At 55.3% G+C, this 22,491-nt stretch carries 15 protein-coding genes; 7 read left to right on the forward strand and 8 right to left on the reverse strand.

All coding sequences use genetic code 11. From position 1 onward, the window contains the following. The first annotated feature begins 140 nt into the window (after nucleotides 1–140). Genes U5A58_RS01845 through U5A58_RS01875 form a run of 7 tightly spaced genes read left to right on the forward strand, consistent with a single transcriptional unit; the run spans nucleotide 141 to nucleotide 6,300 of the window. The gene (locus tag U5A58_RS01845) at nucleotides 141–1,076 is read left to right on the forward strand and encodes a hypothetical protein (RefSeq protein WP_321960073.1); all 936 of its coding nucleotides are present in this window, start codon (nucleotides 141–143) and stop codon (nucleotides 1,074–1,076) included. Nucleotides 1,077–1,083: 7 nt separating this feature from the next. Then, nucleotides 1,084–2,205, forward strand: coding sequence for a DGQHR domain-containing protein DpdB (dbpB, locus tag U5A58_RS01850; RefSeq protein WP_321960074.1), 1,122 nt, complete (start codon nucleotides 1,084–1,086; stop codon nucleotides 2,203–2,205). Then, nucleotides 2,202–3,497 (forward strand): tRNA-guanine transglycosylase DpdA, encoded by a 1,296-nt coding sequence (gene dpdA, locus U5A58_RS01855; RefSeq protein ID WP_321960075.1) that lies wholly within the window; start codon nucleotides 2,202–2,204, stop codon nucleotides 3,495–3,497. Before dbpB (U5A58_RS01850) ends, dpdA begins: the two co-directional genes overlap by 4 nt. Next, nucleotides 3,494–4,570 (forward strand): DGQHR domain-containing protein DpdB, encoded by a 1,077-nt coding sequence (gene dbpB / locus U5A58_RS01860; RefSeq protein WP_321960076.1) that lies wholly within the window; start codon nucleotides 3,494–3,496, stop codon nucleotides 4,568–4,570. Before dpdA ends, dbpB (U5A58_RS01860) begins: the two co-directional genes overlap by 4 nt. 14 nt (nucleotides 4,571–4,584) lie before the next feature. Then, entirely contained in the window at nucleotides 4,585–5,295 is a 711-nt protein-coding gene (gene queC, locus U5A58_RS01865; RefSeq protein ID WP_321960077.1) for a 7-cyano-7-deazaguanine synthase QueC, read from the forward strand. Beyond that, nucleotides 5,285–5,920, forward strand: a complete 636-nt coding sequence (gene queE, locus U5A58_RS01870) for a 7-carboxy-7-deazaguanine synthase (RefSeq protein ID WP_321960078.1) — start codon at nucleotides 5,285–5,287, stop codon at nucleotides 5,918–5,920. Before queC ends, queE begins: the two co-directional genes overlap by 11 nt. Then, on the forward strand, nucleotides 5,917–6,300 hold the full coding sequence (locus tag U5A58_RS01875; RefSeq protein ID WP_321960079.1) for a 6-carboxytetrahydropterin synthase: 384 nt from the start codon (nucleotides 5,917–5,919) through the stop codon (nucleotides 6,298–6,300). The genes queE and U5A58_RS01875 overlap by 4 nt, the downstream gene beginning before the upstream one ends. Before the next feature lie 7 nt (nucleotides 6,301–6,307). Here the strand turns inward: U5A58_RS01875 and U5A58_RS01880 are convergent, their stop codons facing one another. From U5A58_RS01880 to dpdE, 8 genes are read right to left on the reverse strand one after another with little or no spacing between them, the layout of a single operon-like run. Then, on the reverse strand, nucleotides 6,308–6,991 hold the full coding sequence (locus U5A58_RS01880; protein ID WP_321960080.1) for a hypothetical protein: 684 nt from the start codon (nucleotides 6,989–6,991) through the stop codon (nucleotides 6,308–6,310). Beyond that, nucleotides 6,988–7,527, reverse strand: a complete 540-nt coding sequence (gene dpdK, locus U5A58_RS01885) for a phospholipase D-like domain-containing protein DpdK (protein WP_321960081.1) — start codon at nucleotides 7,525–7,527, stop codon at nucleotides 6,988–6,990. The genes U5A58_RS01880 and dpdK overlap by 4 nt, the downstream gene beginning before the upstream one ends. Next, complete coding sequence (gene dpdJ / locus U5A58_RS01890) at nucleotides 7,527–12,038, reverse strand: protein DpdJ (protein ID WP_321960082.1); 4,512 nt, start codon at nucleotides 12,036–12,038, stop codon at nucleotides 7,527–7,529. The genes dpdK and dpdJ overlap by 1 nt, the downstream gene beginning before the upstream one ends. Before the next feature lies 1 nt (nucleotide 12,039). Continuing rightward, nucleotides 12,040–12,789, reverse strand: coding sequence for a hypothetical protein (locus U5A58_RS01895; protein ID WP_321960083.1), 750 nt, complete (start codon nucleotides 12,787–12,789; stop codon nucleotides 12,040–12,042). Next, the gene (gene dpdH, locus U5A58_RS01900) at nucleotides 12,786–15,761 is read right to left on the reverse strand and encodes a protein DpdH (RefSeq protein ID WP_321960084.1); all 2,976 of its coding nucleotides are present in this window, start codon (nucleotides 15,759–15,761) and stop codon (nucleotides 12,786–12,788) included. The genes U5A58_RS01895 and dpdH overlap by 4 nt, the downstream gene beginning before the upstream one ends. Continuing rightward, complete coding sequence (gene dpdG, locus U5A58_RS01905; RefSeq protein ID WP_321960085.1) at nucleotides 15,758–16,684, reverse strand: protein DpdG; 927 nt, start codon at nucleotides 16,682–16,684, stop codon at nucleotides 15,758–15,760. Before dpdG ends, dpdH begins: the two co-directional genes overlap by 4 nt. Beyond that, on the reverse strand, nucleotides 16,681–19,170 hold the full coding sequence (gene dpdF / locus U5A58_RS01910; RefSeq protein ID WP_321960086.1) for a protein DpdF: 2,490 nt from the start codon (nucleotides 19,168–19,170) through the stop codon (nucleotides 16,681–16,683). The genes dpdG and dpdF overlap by 4 nt, the downstream gene beginning before the upstream one ends. After that, a complete protein-coding gene (dpdE, locus tag U5A58_RS01915; RefSeq protein ID WP_321960087.1) occupies nucleotides 19,167–22,346 on the reverse strand; it encodes a protein DpdE in 3,180 nt (1,059 codons plus the stop codon). The genes dpdF and dpdE overlap by 4 nt, the downstream gene beginning before the upstream one ends. Nucleotides 22,347–22,491: the final 145 nt, after the last annotated feature.

Raw genomic sequence — 22,491 nt, forward strand, 5'->3', positions numbered from 1 at the left:
ACTGTTGCGCGCGAGCTACACCCCCCATTGGGGTAAGGGTAAATCTTGGCATCACTGGAATTTTGCCACGGCAAGTGCGAAACTACGCAGTTAATTGATGTGCAGTTTTCGGGAGATATTTTACGATTGTGGACGCAGTTATGACTTCCAGAGTGATCGTCGTTACCAACTGCACCAACAGGAAGCGGGCCGGTTATGGCACCGTCGCACTCACCGCTGCCGACATGCGCGGTTCGTTGTCATCGGTGGCAGCGCGCTGGGGCAGGGCAATCAAGAAAGCCCCTCCCTCAGACCAGGCGCAGGACATCTACATGGGCCGCGCCTTTTCTGAAGCACGACAGGTAACCACCACGCTAGGCGGTACTCTGCACATCATCTCTGCGGGACTAGGGGTTGTTGGTGCTGCGGAGGAAATTCCGTCATACAACCTGACTGTTGCCGACGGTGACAACTCGCTGAAACCACTGCTCACGCAGTTAGGTAAGAGACCGAGTGACTGGTGGATGGCATTAACAGCAGAATTGGGTCAGCAACGCTCCGTCCGTGCATTGCTCGAAAACAATACGGATGCCCTCGCGCTCTTCGCGCTTCCGGGAAGTTACATCGCCCTGATTGCTGAAGATCTAGCGTCCCTGACGCAGTGGCAACTTAGCAGAGTTCGGATCATCACGTCCGCTCACGGACGGACCCTTGTGCCCGAGCACGCTCGCCATGTCGCACTACCTTATGACGAACGCCTAGAAGGGTCGTCATATGCTGGCACGCGCACCGATTTTCCCCAGCGTGCGCTCCGCCATTTCGTTGAGGCGCTGACTGGACACCAACTCTCCATTGATGACGCTAGGAGATCTGTTTCCGCAGCCATGCACGCACTAGCGAAGCCAGTTATTCCGGCAAGAGAACGCAAAACTGACAGCGAGATTTTGGCTCTTCTGCGTAAAAACTGGGATCGGTTTGACGGCGCGTCAGCACGATTGCTCAGGTATCTGCGCGACGAGGCATTAGTTGCCTGTGAACAGTCGCGGTTCCGCAATCTGTGGCACCGACTCCAACAAGATCTGGCCAACGAGGGCTAATGGCACCATGGCGAGAAAAGAGATCGTGGTACGCGCGCTGCGAACGACCCAAGGCGTAGAACTGGATGTCTTTGCCTTTTTCATTCAGGGCTCAGACATCATTAAGGTCGCGGACATCTCGCGGGTGGAGCGCGATGAGTCCGACGAACTCAAGGGCTTTCAGCGTCCAGAAATTCGCTCGCATGTGAAGGGTATCGTCGACTATTTAAATCAAGGGGATGTACTGTTCCCGAACGCGATCATCCTGGCCATGTCGCCCGAGGTTCACTTCTCTGCAGCCCGTGGTACGAAGCCAACAGGTGACCAGGGAATTGCGCAAGCGGGTACCCTGACGATCCCTGTCTACGACGAGGGACAACGGGTTGCTTGGATTGTCGACGGGCAGCAGCGATCACTTGCGTTGGCGCAAACGGGAAGTAAGAGCATTCCCGTGCCGGTCGTCGGCTTTGTTTCTGACAGTCTGGAAATCCAGCGCGAGCAGTTCATTCTGGTCAATAAGGCCAAGCCGCTTCCAACCCGGTTAATCAACGAGTTGCTGCCCGAGACTCGCAGTATTTTGCTGCCTCGCGAGTTGAGTGCGCGCAAGGTTCCATCGGAGATTTGTAAACTGCTCAATCGTGATCCCGAATCGCCCTTTCACAAGCTGATCAAGCGGATTTCGGAGAAAGGTAGCAGTACCAGCGTGATCACCGATACAGCCGTCATCTCCATGATTCGGAACAGCATGAACAACCCACTTGGGGCGCTCGCACCCTACAAGTCAAGTGGTCGGGATGGCGTAGATGTTGAGGGCATGTACCACATCCTCATAACTTATTGGTCCGCAGTGCGTGACGTATTCCCAGAGGCGTGGGGCGCGGATCCGCGTAGCAGTCGCTTGATGCACTCAGCAGGCATCGAGGCAATGGGCGTGCTTATGGACCGGATCTACGCCCGTCTCTCAGGACTTGGCGAGGACTACAAGACGGTACGCAAAGAGCTTGAGAAGATGGCGCCTGCGTGCCGCTGGACTAAGGGAACCTGGGAATCGCTGGGTCTAGCCTGGAACGAAATCCAGAACACACATCGCGATATCAGAAAGCTGCAGGAAGCACTGGTCCGAGCTTATACGAACACCATGAAACAATGAAATTTCTCTATTCCGATACCCAGGACTATGTTGATCCGGGGTACGACTTTATAAACGATGTAAATGCTCCCGGTCGGCGTCGCTACTGGGATGACATGTATGCGCACGAACTTATGACGCCATCGCCGTATGACGGATTGCTCGTATCCATGAGTGCCGTCCGGCAGGCTGCTGGTGTTGCCAACTCGAAAGTGCGATATTCGACAGCCGAAGAGCAGCGGATGCTGCGAGATGGTGTCCGTAAGTTTCTGCGATATGGCGGTCCAAAGTTTAAGAACGCGATGGTCCTCGGCGACTGTGGTGCATTTGCTTATGCCAATAGCAAAACTCCAGCCTATCCGCCGCAGGAAGTCGTTGAGTTCTACTCGGACGCGGGTTTCACCCATGGTGTATCACCTGACCACATCATCTTCGACTGCCTGACGGACAACCCTCCAGAAAGCGCAATGGCCCCCGGTGTTATTGAGCGCTTTGATATCACGCTAGCAAACGCCGAGGAATTCTTGCGCCTGACGGATGCAGAAGATTATCCCTTCGAACCGCTGGGAGCCGTCCAAGGTTGGTCGCCCGCGAGCATGGCTGACGCCGCCGTCCGACTCGAGAAGATGGGTTATCGCTATCTGGCGATCGGGGGGCTCGTTCCGTTGAAGGTTGATGTCATCAAGCAGGTTCTTCACGCACTGCGTAATGCCATCAAGCCGGAAACGAATATCCACCTGCTCGGATTTGCCAAAGCTGACAGCATCCATCAGTTCACGAATTTCGGCATTACTAGCTTCGATTCCACATCTCCGCTTATCCGGGCATTCAAGGATGCGAAGGCGAATTACTACATGGAGTCACCCAAAGGGGGGCTGGACTATTACGCGGCCATCCGCATTCCGCAGGCTATCGAGAACCCACGCCTGATGCAGGGTATCAAGCGCGGGATTTTTAGTGCTGAAGATCTTCAGAAGCGTGAACAGAAAGCACTGGCCGCGCTGCGCAAGTTTGATAGCGGTGGCGGGAAGGCGACCGAAGCACTCGACGCCGTTATGGACTATCAGCAGTTCCTGACACTTGGTGACGGCCTGCCAATTGAAAAGCATGCAAAGGAACTCCTGAAGATGCGAACGCTGGTTGAGCGCACGCTCGACGAGGCGCCATGGAAACGCTGTCGCTGCTCAATCTGCAGCAAAGCGGGAGTCGACGTCATCATCTTCCGTTCGAGCAACCGAAACAAGCGCCGAGGCTTTCATAACCTTGGGGTCTATCACAAACACGTACAACGTACTTTGGAGAATCATCTGTGAGCGTCTACCGATTCAAGGCAATTCGTGCATCACAGGCCCCGGAGCACGATGTCTTTACATTTGCTGCAACCCCGGAACAGATCTGGGGATTTGCAGAAATTGAACGCGTAGGCCGGGAGGAGAGCGGCCAACTACGTGGCTTCCAGCGCCATCAGATCGCCACGCATATTAAGGAGATTCGAGATTATCTCCGGCGTGAAGACGCGCTTTTGCCGAATGCACTTATTGTTGCCTTCATCGGTGGTGTCAAAGTGAAGGACAAGGGCGATGGCGTTGTGGACATTGAGATCAAGGTTGGTGACGGCAAACCCGGTTTCATCGTTGACGGTCAGCAGCGACTGAGCGCGCTCTCGGGCATCACGAAGCCCGGCTTCCAGGTGTTCGTCTCCGCTCTCATCTGCAAAGACTACAACGAACTGCGCCAACAATTTGTCTTGATCAACAATACCCGTCCGCTGCCCAAGACGCTCATTTATGAACTGCTGCCAAACGTCGAGGGTTTGCCGGAGCGCTTTACGGCACGCAAATTTGCCGCACGAATTGTTGACCGCCTGAACTTTACAAGGGGTTCTGCGCTCTACGGTGAAATCCGTCAGCATACGAACCCCAAGGGAGTCCTGAGCGATACCGCCATGCAGAAACTCGTGATGAACTCGGCCTCCGACGGTGCTATTCGTGAGTTCATCAAGGACGGTGATTTTGAGGATCGCGCATACGAATTCGTAAACGCATTCTTCGAGGCTGTTGTCACCGTCTTTGGAAGTGAATGGGTCGGTATGAGCCCCAAGACATCCCGTCTGCGTCACGGTGCCGGTGTTGTGGCTATGGGATTCGTGATGGAGTTTCTCTATTCCAGTGAGGGTGCCACGACTCGGACGGAGTTTGAGGATGGTCTCAAGCTGCTGAAGGAATACACCGCGTGGACGAGCGGTCAGTGGAGACTTGCACCGTACGATGAGCGTCCGTGGAATGGCATTCAGAACACGCCGAGCGATATTGATCTGCTGACGAACTATCTCGTTCGCTCGATGAAGCGCGCGCTTCGGAAGCCTCGTCAGGTCGCGAATTCATAATTGAGGAACTGCTTGTGAAAACGCATGCGTTGGTTCTCTTCTCCGGCGGGCAGGACTCGACGACCTGTCTCGCTTGGGCACTCGATCGGTATGAGCATGTCGAAACTATCGGATTCGACTATGGCCAGCGGCACGCAGTCGAACTGGAGTGCAGACAAAAAATATTGACGGGTTTGCGAGACGAGTTTCCCGAATGGGGTGCCAAACTCGGCAGCGACCATTTGCTCGATCTTTCAATTCTCGGGCAGATCAGTGACACCGCACTCACGGTCGGCAAAGCTATTGAGATGCAAGAAAGTGGCCTGCCTAATACATTCGTGCCGGGCAGAAACCTCCTATTTTTTACTTTGGCTGCAGCAGTCGCCTATCGACGGGGTCTGCAGGTGCTGATCGGAGGTATGTGTGAGACCGATTATTCAGGCTACCCCGACTGTCGTGACAATACGCTCAAGGCGCTGCAGGTGGCAATTGCGCTAGGCATGGGCCAACCGCTAGTGATCGAGGCGCCACTGATGTGGATCGATAAAGCTCAAACTTGGCAGATGGCGTCCCGACTCGGTGGTGAAAAACTGGTCAGCCTTATTCAGGCTGACACGCACACATGCTATCTTGGGGACCGCCGGACGCTGCATACGTGGGGCTATGGTTGCGGCAATTGTCCAGCGTGCGATCTGCGGCGTGCGGGATACGAGAGCTTCGCAAGCGAGTTGCACGATGCCGTATAGCGTGAAAGAAATTTTCTTCACCTTGCAAGGTGAAGGCGCGAACGCCGGACGTGCTGCAGTATTCTGCCGCTTCGCCGACTGCAATTTGTGGACCGGACGGGAAGAGGACCGGTCTACTGCGATTTGTCGATTTCGCGATACCGATTTCGTCGGAACTACTGGCGAAGGCGGCCGGAAGTTCTCCGATGCGGTCGCTTTGATTGGCGCAATCGAGGCGTTATGGCCGTCCGAAGATCGTAATCGGCGATTTGTAGTTCTAACCGGTGGCGAACCTCTGCTACAGGTGGATGAAGCATTGATCGCCCAACTTCACGATAGGGGCTTCTCGATTGCCGTTGAGACAAATGGCACTGTCGCCGCCCCAACTGGGATAGATTGGATATGCGTCAGTCCGAAGGCGGGCACAAAACTCACCATTCGCGGCGGAAACGAGTTGAAACTTGTGTTTCCGCAGGCCGGTCTAGATCCAGCGGGATTCACTGCACTGTCCTTCGACAATTTTTACCGGCAGCCGATGGACGGCCCCCAGCGACTTGACAACACCGCTCGTGCGATCGCGTATTGCCAAGCGAATCCGCGCTGGAATCTTGGCATCCAAACACACAAAATCGTTGGGATTCGATGATCTACGAACTAAGCCAAGAGTTCTTCTTCGAAGCCGCGCATACTCTTGACCGGCAGATCGAGGCGGAAGGTAGCAAGCGCATCCATGGACATACTTACCACGCCGAGATTGCCTTAGTTGGCTCACCGGATCCTCGGTCCGGGATGCTCATTGATCTAGGCTATGTCCGCCGCGAGATTGAGAGGGTTCGTGAACTACTCGATCACAGATTCCTAGATGACGTTCCCCAGATCGGTCCTGCGACGCTCGAGAATCTTTGTACATTTCTCTTCAACGAACTCAAAGACACTCTTCCAAGCCTCGTTCGCATCTCCGTTGCGCGTCGGGCAAGTGGAGACAAGTGCACACTCAGGACCAAATCTGATTTACCGGACTACTGACAATTTATTAAAGGTAATCAAGTAACTTTCGCACTTCGCGTGGCACGACCAAACCTCGAATTTGCGCAGCCAATTGTTGTGCCTCGCCGCGCCGCGACTCACCTTGCGCATGCAGCCAACGCAAGCGAAGGAATCGCGCATTCGCTGCATCTAAATGGTTCCGTTCCTGCATCTCGCGTAGCGCACTATCTGCACGCCCGAAATCATCGCAATCCAGCGCGCGCTCGAATAGGGCCATGAGCTGACCCACACTGAGAACCGGCTTCGCGGGAGTGACGAGATCAGCATGAGCAGTAAGCTCGACGACAAGATACTTGCAAGCATCGACAGCCAATTGTTTGAGGCGGATATCGTCCGAGAGACGGATGCGGCACCATAGTGTTGGCGAATACCCTCCCAGCAGTGCTGTGAGTCGTGCGGGAGCCGAAGTTGTCTCAGCCGGCTTCGGAAAATCGCTGAGCGTATATCCTATAGCTGCCTCGAGCAGCGGCGCAAGACGATACCATTGTCGCCAGTCAGGTGCTGCAGCGCAAATCTCATTAACGCGTGCGTCAAACGCAAAGACCGCCCCCGGGAAATCGGCGGATATTAAACTAGTGGCTACACTTCGCGACGCCTCCGACCCGACCACGTTAGACTTTGCGTAGTCTAGGGCAATCTGTCGTGACGTTGCCTCTGAATCCGCAATCATGCCCCCCCTCCGAAAGTTTCGGCCGCGTTAACCCAACGATCGTTTAATTCGAGTCGAAGCCGTTGTACGTCGGCCAGTGTCGTGGTCAATGTCATTTGTTCTTCCTTGGCATTTAGGCCGTTCCAAGTAACATTCATCGATCCACGCAAAGCGAATCGGCTGCCGCAAAGGCACTTCTGATGCAGTTGCTCCGCGACCGCCCAGCGCACCCTTAGAGGGGCAAATCGGTGAATTGACTTGAGACGCTCAACAAAGCTCTCGTTGTGCGCGTCGTTGTTCATGCCAACAAAGATACTGCCACCAAGTTCGACTATCCGAGCTAATACAGCCGACAGTCGGATCGGACCACGAGGCCAATCCGGAGCAAGGGCCTCAAAGGCGCCGCCTGCGTTATCAATGGCTTCGATGTCGCTAACCCAAGCAGATACTAGCCACAGCGGTTCGCTGGGTGCCAGCAGTTCCGCCAATAAGCACCCACTTAGAACGTCAGCGAGCGCTTGCCGCTGACGGGGAGTAATCAGATCCCGATGGCCCATCAGCCTATCTCCCTCAATTCAAACAATACGGTGAGTCGCCCTTCCGCGGATTCGATACGTTCCACGGCCGCATACAGGTGAAGCCACCCCGTATCGATCGGAACTGAAGCTAGGGAAGTAATCGCATCACTCAATTTTTCCCTATCGGCGTCGAACGCTGACAGGCGAGCGCTTCCCTGCTGGCTTAGATATTCCGCGATCCGCGTTTTCCACTGCGGGTCGCAAACATCGACCGTCGCCGGTTCTTCGTTATCCAATAGTGCACGCAGGAGTCCCGTCTCAATTACTCCGATGTCACGATAGGGATGCCAACTTGGCCGGTGTGCCGCACGCAACTCGGCAGGTTGTGGCCACAAAATTCCGCTCAAAATTTGCGCGCTCTCGCCGTCGCCAACGGGAATGCCTCCACGAAGACGAGCAAGTTCGCTACGCACGGCAGTACCATATTGTGGATGGACTACTGCAATTCGACAAAAAACGCGCAGGTCAACTATGAAACCTTGTCGCGCCTGTAAACCGATTCGATAGTCGTCCAGTTCAACAAGTAGCCGCCAAGTTGAAACTTGCATTCCGGGGCGCAACAGACGCGAATTAGCGCTTACACCGAAAGTCCTTCCAACCGCATGCCCTGATCGCCGGAGAGTGTCGGCAAGCGCGTCAAGTTCCATGACGCGTTGTCCATGACCAAGCGATTCTGCGCAACGCTCCGCCGTCTTGGCAAAAACATCATCCAAGCAAATTCTTCGGCACATAGCACTAAGAGCTTCGGACGCGCGTTCCGCATCTGTCGCCGCAAGCGCTGCCTCCGCGGCACGAAACAGCTTCCGAGGTTCGTTGCCGCAGAGGAGCGTCAATTCCTCGACGAGGCCAGCGCCTCCTAATGCTTGCTCGGTCAGCCACAACGTCATAGTCTCTGATGTTGCGTCCCACTCCCAGTCCGACAACAACGTATCGGTGACATTATTTCGAGGGAGAATCAATGCAACAGCCTCGCCAAGCGTAACTGCGACCGTCTCGCAAAGCAATTTTCGTAGCCACCGCCCCCAGAGATCGGCATCGGGTTGGGCGGCAGATAGCGCCAACTCGCGGAGTGATGCAACAACTGCGTTCACATTGAATAGTTGTCGCAAAGTACGTACAAGCTTTTGCTCAATTCGCGGGGAGTTTAACGAGTCAACGTGATCAGTGTCATCGTCCTCCTCTTGATAATCCGTCAACTCGGTGTTTGGAGTCTCCATGGTAGGAAACAGGATACCGACTGCGTCCTCGAGTTCGCGAACGGTCACGCGCTCACATGACGTTGCAAAGTCCCAGCCGTTCGCGTCTGCAGCAACAATGGTTGCCGCCAGAAATACCTGTGCAATCCAATCGAGTTGAAATGCGTTTCCGTAGGCCCTTAAGCGGGAATCGTTCACCACAACATCCCGAAAGAGCATCGTACGACAGACAGCCAATGCGTCGTCTGGCCAGTTATTCCTAGAGGCCAAAGCCGCCTCCGAGGGCAGATGGATCAAGATACGCAATCCATCGACGTCTTGTTCCAATCCGACCGCGGCAGTCTTGCCATGCAAACGAAGTGCAAAATGGATACTTCTTTCACTTACCCGGCCGTCCGATTTCAATCGAAGACTTGCTTCGCCGTCTGCCGCATAACGCTGCACCCGAACCGGGGAGCGGCGACTATAGGTATGTGCATCCACGCGACTTACCAGTGACGCCCAAGGACCTCGGCTGGGAACGGTCAGCATTTCAGGCGCTTCGCCGCCGTTCAGGACTGAGTTCCACTGCCAGCGTGCATTAGACGTAGGCAACACATGCTCGGGGATTTTCTCCATCCGCATTTGCCGGGGGCGGACAACTTGAGATTCGACGCCGTTGATCTCGACCCGATCGTACATTGGTATGTAGTCCGCTAGCTCGACCTGTACAGCCGCTTCGGCGCTCTCCACATCGACTGGCAGCCAGTGACTAATCGTCGAATCGAATGGCGAAAACCTTCGAGAAACACGCCCTGGTACTAACATATTCAGCGCGCTCCCAACCGCCATCACTTCTTCTTGCCCTTGATCCGGTGTTACTTTGATCTCAGGAAGTTGGAGCTCACTAAACAGTCGGCTTGGCAAGAACTCCGGAAGCGGTGTTCGTTCGAAAGGCTCAGTTTCACCCGGTTCTGTGGGATAGGCGAGCAGCCAATCCGTTGACAGCCTGCGTAACAGCGTCGGAATAACCTCAAGCATGATCCCTCGCGGGGGTTGCCAAAGGAGTAATTGCACACGGTCACGCGGAATTCTCAGCGCACGCTCGATATGGGTTCCGAGTGTGCGGCGGAGCGATGGATCATCGTTTCGTAAGAGACTGGAAAGCACGTCCGCGATGATTCGACGATATTTCACGTATCCCTTAGGCCTTGCTACTACATCCCACAAGTAAGCAAAGGGTGGCTTGTTCTCCCATCGTTGATAGAGCCATTCGAGCAACGAAAAGGTTGCCTGAATTCGAAGCACATACAGATTGCTTACTGGAAGGTTTGTTGGAGGCAGCGAGGGGTCGAAGAGTTGCTCGTACGATGCGAACGCTGCACGATCTCGACCGTAATCGGATAGCACCGTTATCATCCACGGACGCATAGCTTGACTGCGCCCAGCTCTTCCCTTCCGCTGGAGAAAGCCGGCTGATCCCCGAGGCGCCTTATGCTGAATTACGAAACCCACTGTTGTGTCGTTGAAGCCAACTTCCAATGAAGCAGTCGCAACTACGACCGTTGCACTTACGTCAACACCGGAGTCTTGTGAAGTCGTACGGCCCAACGGCAATCGCTTTTCCAAGCTATGCAACTCAATTTCATCAACGGCCCACCAACGTTGACCCTCTTGGTCGCGCTCAAGCGCCTCTGCGCCGTCACCGCGTAAGGCTGCTAGCGGAGCACGTTGGCCATCGGGCAACAGGCGATTGTTCCTAACCAGGTAGCCCTCTGCGTCTGCCAAGCTGTGATACAAGCGGTTGTTAACATCTAGGTCGTCAGTAAACAAAAACGTCTTTCGTCCTACCACGCCACCGGTACGATTGACTACGCTGTCGGCCATCCTGCCAATTAACATGGCAGTCTGAATCGTCGTCGACATCAGGCTTGTCTGGCCGGATGGATCTCCTCTCAAGACAATCTGATACTCTGCACCGCGCTCGAAGCACTCTCCTATTGCAGGTGAAATGGTTGCGACGTCGACGGCAGGCACACCGGTCATCGTTGCGAAGAATTCATCTGCATCACGCAGCGTCGCCGAAAGACCAATCCAGCGAATCGCTGCATTCGGGCCCAGCGCATTTCGCCATCTAGACATCGTGAGGGCTACCTGCGCTCCGGGTGCGCCTGCGTATGTGTGCACCTCGTCCAGCAAGACGAACAACGGTTTCGAGTTAGAAGGGCGGTCAAGTCCAAGTATGGGCCGTAGTTCCCTCTCGGTTATTCGCGCGTTAAGCGACTCCGTTGTAACGAACAACAGGTCGCAACCACCCGCCTTTAACGCGTCTCGCGTCAAAACGACATTGTTAATCTCGCCGTTGCACCGACCAGTGACACACCGCAGGCGCTGTTGTCCTGCCGCAGCGTCGTCTTCACTCCACGCAAGGGGACCATCACACTTAAGACAACGAATAAACGGACAAATGTAACCGCGACCTTGCCGCTTCCAGTTTTTGGGCGGATATGGCGAAGCGAAGTGTTCCCAGTTGCGGGGCGTATCACCGTAATAGACACCTATGCGCAGGGGCCTGGCTCCGGAAGACTGAAGTAGTGGCGTGAGGCGATCCGAAAGGCGCACCGCCTCGCGCAGCTGATCCTTAAGCAGTTCGACACGTGGGTATAGCGCTAGCGCTAGAGTATGCTCGGTCCCAGACGCGACTTGCGTCGCGATTTCTGTAAGCGCAGGCAGATAAAAGCAAAACGTCTTACCGCTCCCGGTACCGGCCGTCACAATTGTGGCGTTGTCGGTAGGCGTTTCGCTCAGCAAGCGTGCGGCCGCTCTAACTTGAAATCGTGCTAATGTGAGCGGCGCACCTTGGTCATTTTGGGTAAGGGCGTCCCAGAACCTCCGACGCAGCGTATCTTCTCGAACAATCGCCGGCATGTGTTCCCATGCTTCCGTAGGCACGACGTCCCGATGTGGGAATAGCCTCGGTCGACGATCGACCCGGAAATCGGCGACGAGGCGAGGCGCACCTCGCCACTGTTCGGCCCGGAACATCTGACGCGATCGCACCGCTAGCCGCACGGTCTCAGCAAAGCGGGAGCGCAGTCTTCCTCGACGCTCGAAGAGCAATTGGGCATCGATTAGGTCTTCGACGAGTTCCTCACAGTCTTCAGCGGTCCTTGTCATTTGCTTGTCTACAGCCAATGATTGGGCCAGTCGAATGACTTCCGCGAAGGTCAGGCTGCCGTCGACATAGCCCCAAGTGAGGGAGCGCATCTCGGCCTGCTCGATCGCATTAAGTAGTTCTTCAGCAGCGGTATTCACGTTATGACAAACGGATTCTTAAAGTATCTAGAAGATCGTGATTTCGAAGCCAGTCCGCGACTTCAGTCGTGAGCAAAGCGAATGCAGCGCCGTTGCGCTGACCAGCGGACCGCAAAAATGTAACCACTTCACTAGGGATTCCGCCCCCTGCCAGTGACTCCCACAGAGTGACCAAACGGTCCGCGGTCGCCTTGGTCGAACTGATTTCGTCCTCGCTACCAGGCAGTGCTCCCGCAACTTGCCGCAATCTGGCCCACGTATTTCGTATTTCCGCAACTTGCGCTGCGAGGGCGGGGACCTCGGCGAGCACCTCTAGTAGTTCGATGGAAATTGAAGGCTGTTGCTCGAGCACCCAAGATCTCCAGCTAGTCTGAAGAGCAGTTTGAATGCTCACAGAAAACTGCGCCAGCGGTTCGAAAAGGATCTTACGCGCATCGTCACCCGGAACCGGATCTAGAATGGATGTCGGCGCTTCCTCAAAGGCGACTAGTAAGTTCTGAAGTCGACTGCGCCAGCGCTCCAACGCTTCAGTATCAATGCCTTGAACTTGAATCCTAGCAGCCTTAAGAATAACCCCTCGGTAAGCAGAGGCGCGAAGCGACTCGCTCGGCGCTTTTAGTTGCTGACCACGCAACTCGAAATGCTTTGCCTCGTCTTTTTCGCGCCGACGAGCCATCAACGTGCCAACTTGATTCCGGGCAGCGTGGACGCGGTCGAACAAGCTAGCATCTGCATCATGCGATTCGCTCACTTTGTTTCCTCCTCTATTCCAAAGCGATCGATCGCGGTTACACAGATGGCCAGCGATTCGCCGATCGTCTTTTTGCTGAGATTCAGGCCTTCACCGACATCCACTTCAATTTGCTGAAGCTCTCCTTTGACCCGGCTCTCAATTCGCGAGAGGATAGCCTCAATGCCATTTATCACTTGGTCCAATTGCACGCGCTGTCCGCTTGCGAGCGCACACCGAATCAGGGCTTCTGCTCCTTGTGCAAGTTCTAGAGCGATCCAATGATCCATGGCTTGGTCCATCGTTCTTGGACTTGGCAGGCTCATCAGTTGCGTACGCATTGATTCGCGCATGGCACCTAGGTCCAATCCGGCATTCTCAGCTTCGGTAAGTAACTGTTCTACCAACGCTACAAGCGACGAAGGTCGGCGTGAATTGTCCCCGAGTGCAAGGCGGACACGAACTAACCATTCCGACCACGCTTTTCGTTCATCCTCGAACGCCGTGCTGTATCCCGCGAGTAGTCTTCCATAAAGCTCCCCGAGCGGTCGAAGATCCTGAATACCATATTCGGTCGGAGGAATCTGAGTCAGTTGTAGATTGCGTCGCCGCAGCGCGCGCACTGCTTGCAATATCGGCTGAATTCGAGTGAAATTTCCAATTCGGCCACCCTTTGAGCCCGAACACAAGGCCTTCAATAGCGCCCGAACAGGCTCATATTGTTGTGAGAGACGCTCGTTATGCTGGCGAAATGTGGACGTTAGTGCGGTCATTGTCGGTGGCGCTGTCCTCTCGAATAGTTTTCCGACAATTGCCTCCGTTGAGTCCCCAACTTTGATTCGGCCGCTTTGCATCAACGTTAGCGTCAACACCTCGACTGCACCGACAGTTGGGTCCCATTGCGCGTCCCCTCGAAAGACTCGCTTGATTTGAGCCGTGATTTCGTTCGCCCATAGTTGCAATTCACTTAGCAGTGAAGCTATGTCCAGCATTACCTCGCCTGTACCCGTATCAGGCGAGGTAACTACACGAACTAGCGCCTCCAACGCCACCGCCGTCTGGGCAATCGTCCGCGTGCGGAGTGGCAGTTCGAGCGAAATGGCTGTGCGCGTCCTAGCCGTTTGCTGACGATCAAAGTTGATGCTAGCAAGACGGAACGCTGTCGTGGCGAGAGCTTTCTGAACGCCGAGTTCGTCCCAGTCTATGAAGCCGTCGAGCGCAGAGTAGATCAGACCGCGCAGACTCTGCACATGAGACTGACTAAGAATAGAATCCGGTTGAACAGCCCACTGCTGAATTGCGCTGATTAGCGGCGATTCAGGTCTTGACGTCGGCGTTACCCCTTGAGTTGATTCACCGCGATTGGTCGATTCCGGAGGCGAGTCGGCCGTGTTAGCGAGCGCTGGCAAGCCGAACGCCTGATGTATGCCAGGGTGAAGATTGACCAACTGTCCCGTGCCGTCCCAGATTTCGAGAAGTGCTACTCGCCGCTCAACCCAAGCAGCGTCCCGGCGTTCGAGGTCAGCGATGGTCTGCGCGCGCAAGCGATTTTCGCCACCAACTCGGCGCAACAGAGCCGCGCTGGGGAACAAGCCGTTTATGATCTCGGCGTGATGTTGCATCATGACGGGTTCGATGACGGCCTTCAGGAACACTCGAGGATTGAAGCCGGCCTCCTGGCGAGCACCAACGCGGTCCGCCAAACTGTTTAGAGCTCTCGCATTAAATGGGAACAGGCCAGTTCCACCCTCTTGCCCGAACGCTTCCCAACAAGAAGTGCGCACCGCGCAGTCATCGCATCGATTCGGTATTGGAGCGCCCAACGGTGTTGCGAGCAGGGCTGCTTCCCCCACACGGATGGCATTTAAGTAACCAACAGCAAACTGCGGAACGCTGGGAGGCTGACTGCGGTCCATGTCAACGACGAATGTGGCACGTGTACGGACGGTTTCGTCGAATCGACTACGAAAATAGCCAGTTGTCACGGCCATAGCCCATCGTAACTCGCAGAGTTGCTCTTCTTCTTGGCGCGGCGGAGTTACAAGTGCCTGCAAGAGTGCCGTGTCTATCCCTTGCAGACGAGCAAAGTCTTCTATAAGTAAAATTAACCGCTGACCGCGCTGCGCCAGATGAATTCGGAGATTGCGCATCAACTCAATCAAATCGTCTGCGGTAAAGTTGAGCGTCTGTGCGATGGCTGGCTCGAGTGCCCTCGTCATCAGATCGATTGCACGCTGCTCCATTCCAGCTTCACCGCGAATGAAATCAATCGCATCGCGGGCTTGCAGCGCAGCATTCCCGTAATGTTCGCCACTCAACGGCAAGTCCCCAATTTGAAACTGACGGCGCGCGGCTTGATCATCCCTTCCTTCCGGATTATCAAAGATATGGCGGACGATCTGGTCGACAGTCCCGCCAGCCGCGCTGAAGAAACCTCTGCGGAAACTAGGGTCGCTTAGGACATCCGGAAGCATGTCGGCCAAGTCCATTTCCTCGCTTGACTGCACCGCAATGGCGTGCTTCACGGACCATGCGAGGGAGAATAGAAACTTGTCGACTCGAGCCTCGTGTGTCGTAGTTTGCGAACTCGCAGCTCTCAACTTTTCCTCGAAAGGCGCCCTGCTTTCCACAGGAAGTCGCTCGACGATGCGCTCCACGATGCCACGCAAACTCGTACCAACCTTTGGAATTGTCAGTACAAGGTCCTCCGACCGCTTGGGAAGATTCAGGCGCAACCATTGAATCAAATGCGACTTGCCAGTTCCAGATTCTCCAAGGACCACGGCCTGCACATAACGTCGACCTGGCTCGAGAAACTTTTCAACCAAATCCTCAGTTTGCACTGGATATCGTTGACCGTTCCAAGTGTCTGCCATCTGCAGATCCGTGCGGCAGTGAACCGCATTAAATACGTGATCTGATATTTCTTCGGCATCTGAGGTCACGACTCGCAGTACTTGATCAGGTGACCAACAAGGCGTCATTGCGTTCATTCTTGGGCCCCAAGCCAGAGTAAGCGGGTGACATATCGTGCATCAGTCCAGTCCCCAATAACCCATCGGTCTGCGTCGGACTCGGATACCAACTGTAGGATTCCCTCATTCTCCAACCGCGTAAGAGCTAGGCTTGTGGCGATGGAGAAGTGTTGTTCGGCTCGTCGCAGCGCTCCTGTAAATCGCCGCTCAAGTTCGAACCGCGCACCGCCTTCTTCAAGAACGGGGAGCAAATCCGCTAACCGTTCTACGAAAGTAGATATTTGCATCTCATTTGTGGCGCTGAATATCTGCGGTAAGACACGTCGAATTGCTCTGGTGGGATCGGGTATGACGTAGTTGGCAGAGTTGGATCCACCCGAATTCGGGCTGGTGCGAAGTCCGATTGTCTCAGCGTAACCAAGATAACGAGCCCAGTAGATCAGATTCTGAAAGAGTTGATCGTTTCTCATATTGAAGCCAAGCGCGTCCACATTCCCGAACTGCTGCTGCAACAACTCAACGTGAGCACCTGCGGAACGTATAGGTCGCCGCGAGTCTTGGCTCAAGAGCCACGCAAATGCAAGCGGAACCCCGCTTTGGCGACACAGGTCGGCCTTGCCAAGATCACTCAAACGTTCCGTCGCCCAAGGAATCAACCATTCCAGCCAATCACCGTAGCTCATTGGCGTCAAAGGCAGCTCTCCCGCCAAACCTATACCAGATGGCGCTTCGACCGCTAGGCCTAGTGCTTCGAGTTCACGGAGTACCTCACGCGCCATAGATGTACCTGTGCGCTCTTCTTCATCGTTGCCGGGCGGCCAAGGCGAAAGTTGCGAATCGAACTGTTCGCGAGAAATACCGCTCGCGCCGGCATCCTGCAAGTATTCGCACGCAATAGCGATTCTGTTCGGGATGGCCGGAAAGTTAGTTAAAACTGTCATTGATCTAATTCCTCAAGCAACGACTCGAGCGGCACCATAGGTAGACGTTCGGCCAACTGACTTCCAGGGTAACGCGGATCAGAAAGGTCAGCGGGGACTATGAGAATTCTTTTTGTTTCCGACGATGACTCACTGAGGAGGCTCTCCGAAGCGTTTACGTTCCCTCCGAGCCATACCGCATAAGGCCCCGGCGGTAACCCACTGCTGCTAATCCCGCTAGTCCGCCCGACAACGGCAACGCACCAAGGATATTCCTCTAGAACGTCCAGAAGCACACTAGGGCTCTCGCCGACGATAACGAACTTCCGAAGCCCCAAACGCCAAAGTAGGCTGATGAACTGCCGCAAGTGTCTTTGGAAACGTCGAGACTGGATACTGTCCCGGTCATAACCCACAAAAATGCGTCCCTTAGCATCAAACTTGCATTGCAGACGACCTGCCAAGTAGCCGATTTCAAAGGGCGCGCGAGGTGCGACGGGCCAATTGGCAAACCAACCATCTTTGCGACTGCGTCGACACGCAACGCATCCGCCACAGGCCAGAGTAACGTCGTAGTCGATGCCGTGATATTGCAGGTGGTACATTCCTGAAAACAGCGCACTTGGACACGACTCGTTAGCTAGCAGCGAGAGTACCGCGGTGTGGGCACGCCGATTTCCTACTGTCATCCGTGCACGAAACGGACGAACTCGACTCTCCCACAACTTAGGATCAAGGTGGCCTTGATCACATATATCAACTGCCAGCAGCGATCTCTCGTTTTTTGCATCCCATTCCAGCCCTGCGTAGCGGATCACGCCGGCCCTAACGAGGAGATTCAGAACATTAATATTCCAGTCCTCGCTACGGCCAGAGCGCATGTCAGGCTCGTAGCCGGGTCTGGCGGTGATATCAACCAAGATGCGATGGCCGGTGCCTTCGGTACGCTTGCCCGCATGGAAAAGTGCGCGCCACCGGCCGATTCCCTTACTATCACCAATAAGCGTTTTATGGCTGAGTCTGCGGGAAATCGGCAGGTCAGTGAGGGCAGGAATCAATAGCGCCACCGCTCCTCGGTTATCCCTTCCTGAGCGCCCAATTTCTTGGTAGTACCTGTCAAGCGTTTCCGGCAAACAGGCATGGATGACGGTACGAACATTGCCTGCGTCAATGCCCAATCCAAACGCTGAAGTGCCGACAACTATATCGAGGTCGCCTGCCCGCCACTTTTGGAGCACCATTTCACGCGTGGCAGCGTTGGTCTCTCCGTGAACCACTCCGACGCGCCGAAATCCGGACTTATGTAGTCGATCGCGCCACTCGTCTGCGTCCGAGCGCTGGGTAACGTACAGTACGGCAGGGCGAGGTAAAAACCGCAATGCCTCGATGACTCGGTTTTCACGAACGTCGACGCTCGGAGCCACCGGCGCGACCCAAAGGTCTTGCTCAGGTCGCAGTCGTGTGGCAGCAACTAACGCAACCTCGCTTTGAGGTGAAAACAAGGTGACAAGTGTGTCAAATGCAATCTGACTGAGTGTCGCCGAGAGACAGATAACGCGCGGTTTGGCACCCGCTGGGGATATGGTGCGTAGTTCCGCGACTAACGCGCCTAACCATTGAAACGCGCTGCGAAAATCGGTGCCCCACGCCTCAACAAGGTGAGCCTCATCAATGACTACAGCCGCTAAACGACCCAATCGGGCGGCTTGAAGCAGTGGGGCACGCAGCGATGATGCATACGCCTCGGGTGCCGCGAATAGGAGACCCTGTTGACCTGTACGCAGCGCAGCCGATATAGCGGCCGTTCGCTGCTCGTCGCCGCCAACATAGGCATGATAGCGATCGTGTTTAGTATTGACCCGCTGGAGCGACAGTTCTTGATCCAGCGCCAACGTCACCGTTGGCACCACAACTGCAATAGTTTCGTTCGGATGCGCCAACGCAAGCGCCTGAAACACTAGACTTTTGCCTTCACCGGTGGGAAGCACGACAGCAAGTGTCCGCCCATGATCCAAATGCAAAGCCGAACGGACGGCCAGTGCTTGGCCAGGGCCCCGGTACGCCTCAATGCCCAAATGCTTCTTTACCCAGGGATCCGATGCGGGTGGCCGATGTGTCCAAGGCCGAGGCGCCGCCTGCATTGCGGCGTGATCGACGCCATGTAAGGGATGTTCGCTCAACCATTGAGGAAGCCATTGATGCGCAGCCACCTCTTGGGATGCGCGACGAAAGAGTCCAAACAACGCCAGTTCTTCGTCGGAAGCGTTTTTGTCACCTGGCGGCAGTGGCAGGCTACGATCAATTCGACCGAGTTCATCCGAGGTGGCGGCATACCTCAAAGCGTGGCGCAATCGGACCAGTCGTTCTTCTCGTGTTAAGTCGGGTCCGAGCAAGGCCAACCGTAGCTGCTCAAATGGCTTCGCCACGCAACGGAACGATGCTGCTTCAACTTGTCCCTGGCAAGCAGCGCGAAGTGCGGCAAATTCTGTTTCGCAGTTGACTATCATGCTGACATGCTTCTATCCGACGGTCCCTGCGGAGGCCGATCGCTAATCACAAAGACGCCGATTGCATCTAGGCGGATCACCGGATCGTCGAGCATTCGACGAGCGCTTTCATGAATTTCAATTTCGCGCTCCAGATCCATTCGCACATCCGCAGAATCGGTTCGCGCATGACGTTGTCGCAAGCGGTGGATACCCTGCAGAAGTTTGGCGTTGCCACGCTCTTTCGCCTGCTGCATACGTTCCTGAAAACCGGTCGATGCGCGCAACATCGCTTCAGACTGAGCACGTACCGAACGACACAAAGACTCGAATTGCGCTGCGTCGATCACCGCATACAGTCCGTCAAGACGGCTGCCGAGGTTGTAGTCGTTTCCATTGTTTTCACGAGTGCGGTACCGCCCCTGCAGCAACTCTAAAATGAAAGAATCTCGAATAGGATGCAATTCAGAATCGACGTGAATGACGTCTTGCGAAGGAGGTAACACTCCATCCAGCCGCGCCCGCCAACTTGCAAATTCAGCAGGCGTAAGCCCTTTCGGCGGTCGGGCTTCAACTAGATATGTGAGTTGAAAGGCGAGAAAGTCGTGGAAGCTAGTACCTGGAGCGATACGCCACGTCGCGAAGGCGACACCTCGATCCTCCCACAGAAAGTGTCGCTCCATCGCGAGCAAGAGCGGACTACCAAGTCGCAAGAGTTGCGAGCGCCGACCGTTTGTGGGTAGGCAAACAGCTTTGCGGGAGGCAGAAACTGGCTGATTGAGGGCGCTACTGAACATCCGTTTCCAAGGCATAACGGGGAGTTGTGTATAGCCGTCCTCCCAGCGGTAAGATGACGTCCGGGGCCCATGGCGCTCTGCGCCAAATTGCATGGCATGTGCTAGCCATTCATGCACGGCAGTAGCCATTTCGTCTTCGCGGGCGTCCGCATCTTCGATTTGTTCGAAGAAGCAATGAGCTTCGTCCTCCGCTTGCAAGACGCGGTCAAGCGCGTACTGGTCATCGAGCGCGCTACGTTCCGTATCTAATCGTTCACGGATGGGCGCGATCAGCGCCTTCAGGCCTACTGCCCCCTGTTCGAATAGCGCGTCTCTTGCCATCTCGACCGTCTCGTTCAGTACGAACTGCACATCCGCAATCGAAACGTTAAATACTTGAAAACCGTGTACGAGCAAGTCGAACCAAGCTAACCACGGGCAGCGATCTTCATCGATCGCAGGGAAGAGGAACCTTTGTTCGACATCGTCATGTGACCGACCAAATCGGTCCAATCGACCGATGCGTTGCTCGATGCGTTGCGGAGACAAAGGGAGATCCAAATGCACCAGGGCATCCGCAAAGTGCAAATTCAACCCTTCCTCATGCGCGCGGCAGCATAAGAGGAACAAAGCGTCCGGACTTGAGCGAAACATTTCGCCGACATTGTCACTAGGTCCGAAAGACCTAGCGTCAAGGACGGCACGCGATCCGAACAATTTGGTTAGCGCGCGCGCGCAGCCGTCGAGATCTCCACCATCAGAGCCAAAAAGAGCGAACTTTGGTCTATGTCCAGGACGCGTCCGCTGGATTCCAGCGATCTGTCTTTTTATGTGTTCGGCAAGTTGAGCGGGCCGCGGAACCGCAGTTTCGCCTCTCGGAAGAATCGCTTTTTCGAACTCGGCCTTGGTCGCATCTAGCATCCAACGACTTGGCACCAAACTCACCGCGAGAGCGAACGACTCAATCCCACAGGCCATCGCTTCAAAAAGGCTGCAATAGATGTCTCGTACCTCGCGCCGCTCAGACGCATCGGTAGACACAAATGCGACAGCCTCGACGCGCCATTCCTCCAGCAATTCGAAGCAGAACTCAAGCCTTGAATCCTCGATCCATGAACTACGTAGATGGCTAGTATCAACTTCGCCCTGCGGCGACGGACTCTTGCCTCGCGGACGAAAAACCCAATCTGGACAATCTCGCCGTCGTGAACGGATCAGTCTGTGATGAATTCGATAGACGTCCGCGACGTGCGAACGCAAACGGGTCATTTCAAGTGCTAGCGCTCGGCTATCCTGCTGTTCCATCGCATGCGCAATAGTGTCCCGGCAAGCCAGTACCACCTCGTCGCCGGGAAAAAGATCGTCGATTCGACGCAAGCGCTGCCTAATAAGCGCGGGGCTCGCATCAACTCGGAGTCCTCGAACGAAAACCCCGAAATCGTCCTGTCGAACCAATCGGGCCTGAAACTCCGCCAACGCCACCGTTTGATAACTCATCGGATCAAGCAAGCGGAGCAAACGCAACAATACTGCAGGATCGCGCAGTGTCGGGGTTGCAGAAAGAAGAAGAAGGCGTTGGGCCTCAGAGGACCAAGACACCAGCCAACCCGGAACGTCACCGCTCACAAGGTGGTGGGCCTCATCCACGATCAGCAACCCTGGTGCAACAGTCGCACCTAGGTCGGGGTCATCGCTGGCTCGAAGTTCCACGCGGTTGGCGAACTGATCAATGCAGAACTTTTCGTGTAGCTCCCGACGCCACTGCTCGAGTAAAGCAGGTGGGACCACCACTATCACGCGCCCATCCAACTCGGTTAGCAAGTACTGGCGAACGATAAAGCCTGCTTCGATGGTCTTGCCCATGCCAACCTCATCGGCAAGCAAGTAGCGCTGAAGCGGGTCCTCTAGTACTCGACGAGCAACATCGATTTGATGGGGTACCAATTCAACGCGCGCCGACAGTATGCCGGTCAACCCACGACATGCCGCTCGCTGTTCGACCAGTTCTTTTCCAAGTGCCACTCGGCGCTCGTGGAAGAACTGCGTTTCCATCCCTCCACAAGCGAGCGCGCTCGTCGGATCATCATGAGGTAGCCAACACCGGACCCACAGGTCGCGCTCGTGATAACTCGCACGTACACGATTAGGCAGTTGAAGTTGGTACTCGTAGCCACCATCCGCCGCAGTATCGCCAACAAGCACGCGGGCGACGCGCCATTGCCCGCGTTGCTGAAAATAAACACGGGTCTGCTCTTGCAATACCAATCGCGAAATCTTTGACTTCGGGGAAGAAATTGTTCGGCGCGCCCAAGGCGAGATAAACAACTCCACCGTGAGATGATCGCCTTCCCTATTCAAAATCCTCGCTGGGCCGAACTCCGCATGATATGCCAGCAAACCCACATCGTCGTGTCGAGCCAAATCAACCTCCCCCGGACGCTATTCGTTATGTGCGAACTTGGGTCACTCACCCCGAATTGGATCGTAGCTCTAGAAGCCATCTACCAGCACTGAGCGATCACAGCGGAACTGGGCACATCTGCCGCTGTGGAATGTCTCCAATCCG

This window comes from Paraburkholderia sp. J7 (genome assembly GCF_905220155.1).
Taxonomy (GTDB): Bacteria; Pseudomonadota; Gammaproteobacteria; order Burkholderiales; family Burkholderiaceae; genus Paraburkholderia.

Coding starts and splice junctions, on each gene's coding strand:
- dpdK (WP_321960081.1), bottom strand. CDS start 7,527: ATGGGCCATCGGGATCTGATTACTCCCCGTCAGCGGCAAGCGCTCGCT.
- dpdH (WP_321960084.1), bottom strand. CDS start 15,761: ATGAACGCAATGACGCCTTGTTGGTCACCTGATCAAGTACTGCGAGTC.
- dpdA (WP_321960075.1), top strand. CDS start 2,202: ATGAAATTTCTCTATTCCGATACCCAGGACTATGTTGATCCGGGGTAC.
- U5A58_RS01875 (WP_321960079.1), top strand. CDS start 5,917: ATGATCTACGAACTAAGCCAAGAGTTCTTCTTCGAAGCCGCGCATACT.
- dpdF (WP_321960086.1), bottom strand. CDS start 19,170: ATGATAGTCAACTGCGAAACAGAATTTGCCGCACTTCGCGCTGCTTGC.
- dpdG (WP_321960085.1), bottom strand. CDS start 16,684: ATGACAGTTTTAACTAACTTTCCGGCCATCCCGAACAGAATCGCTATT.
- U5A58_RS01880 (WP_321960080.1), bottom strand. CDS start 6,991: ATGATTGCGGATTCAGAGGCAACGTCACGACAGATTGCCCTAGACTAC.
- queE (WP_321960078.1), top strand. CDS start 5,285: ATGCCGTATAGCGTGAAAGAAATTTTCTTCACCTTGCAAGGTGAAGGC.
- dbpB (WP_321960074.1), top strand. CDS start 1,084: ATGGCGAGAAAAGAGATCGTGGTACGCGCGCTGCGAACGACCCAAGGC.
- U5A58_RS01845 (WP_321960073.1), top strand. CDS start 141: ATGACTTCCAGAGTGATCGTCGTTACCAACTGCACCAACAGGAAGCGG.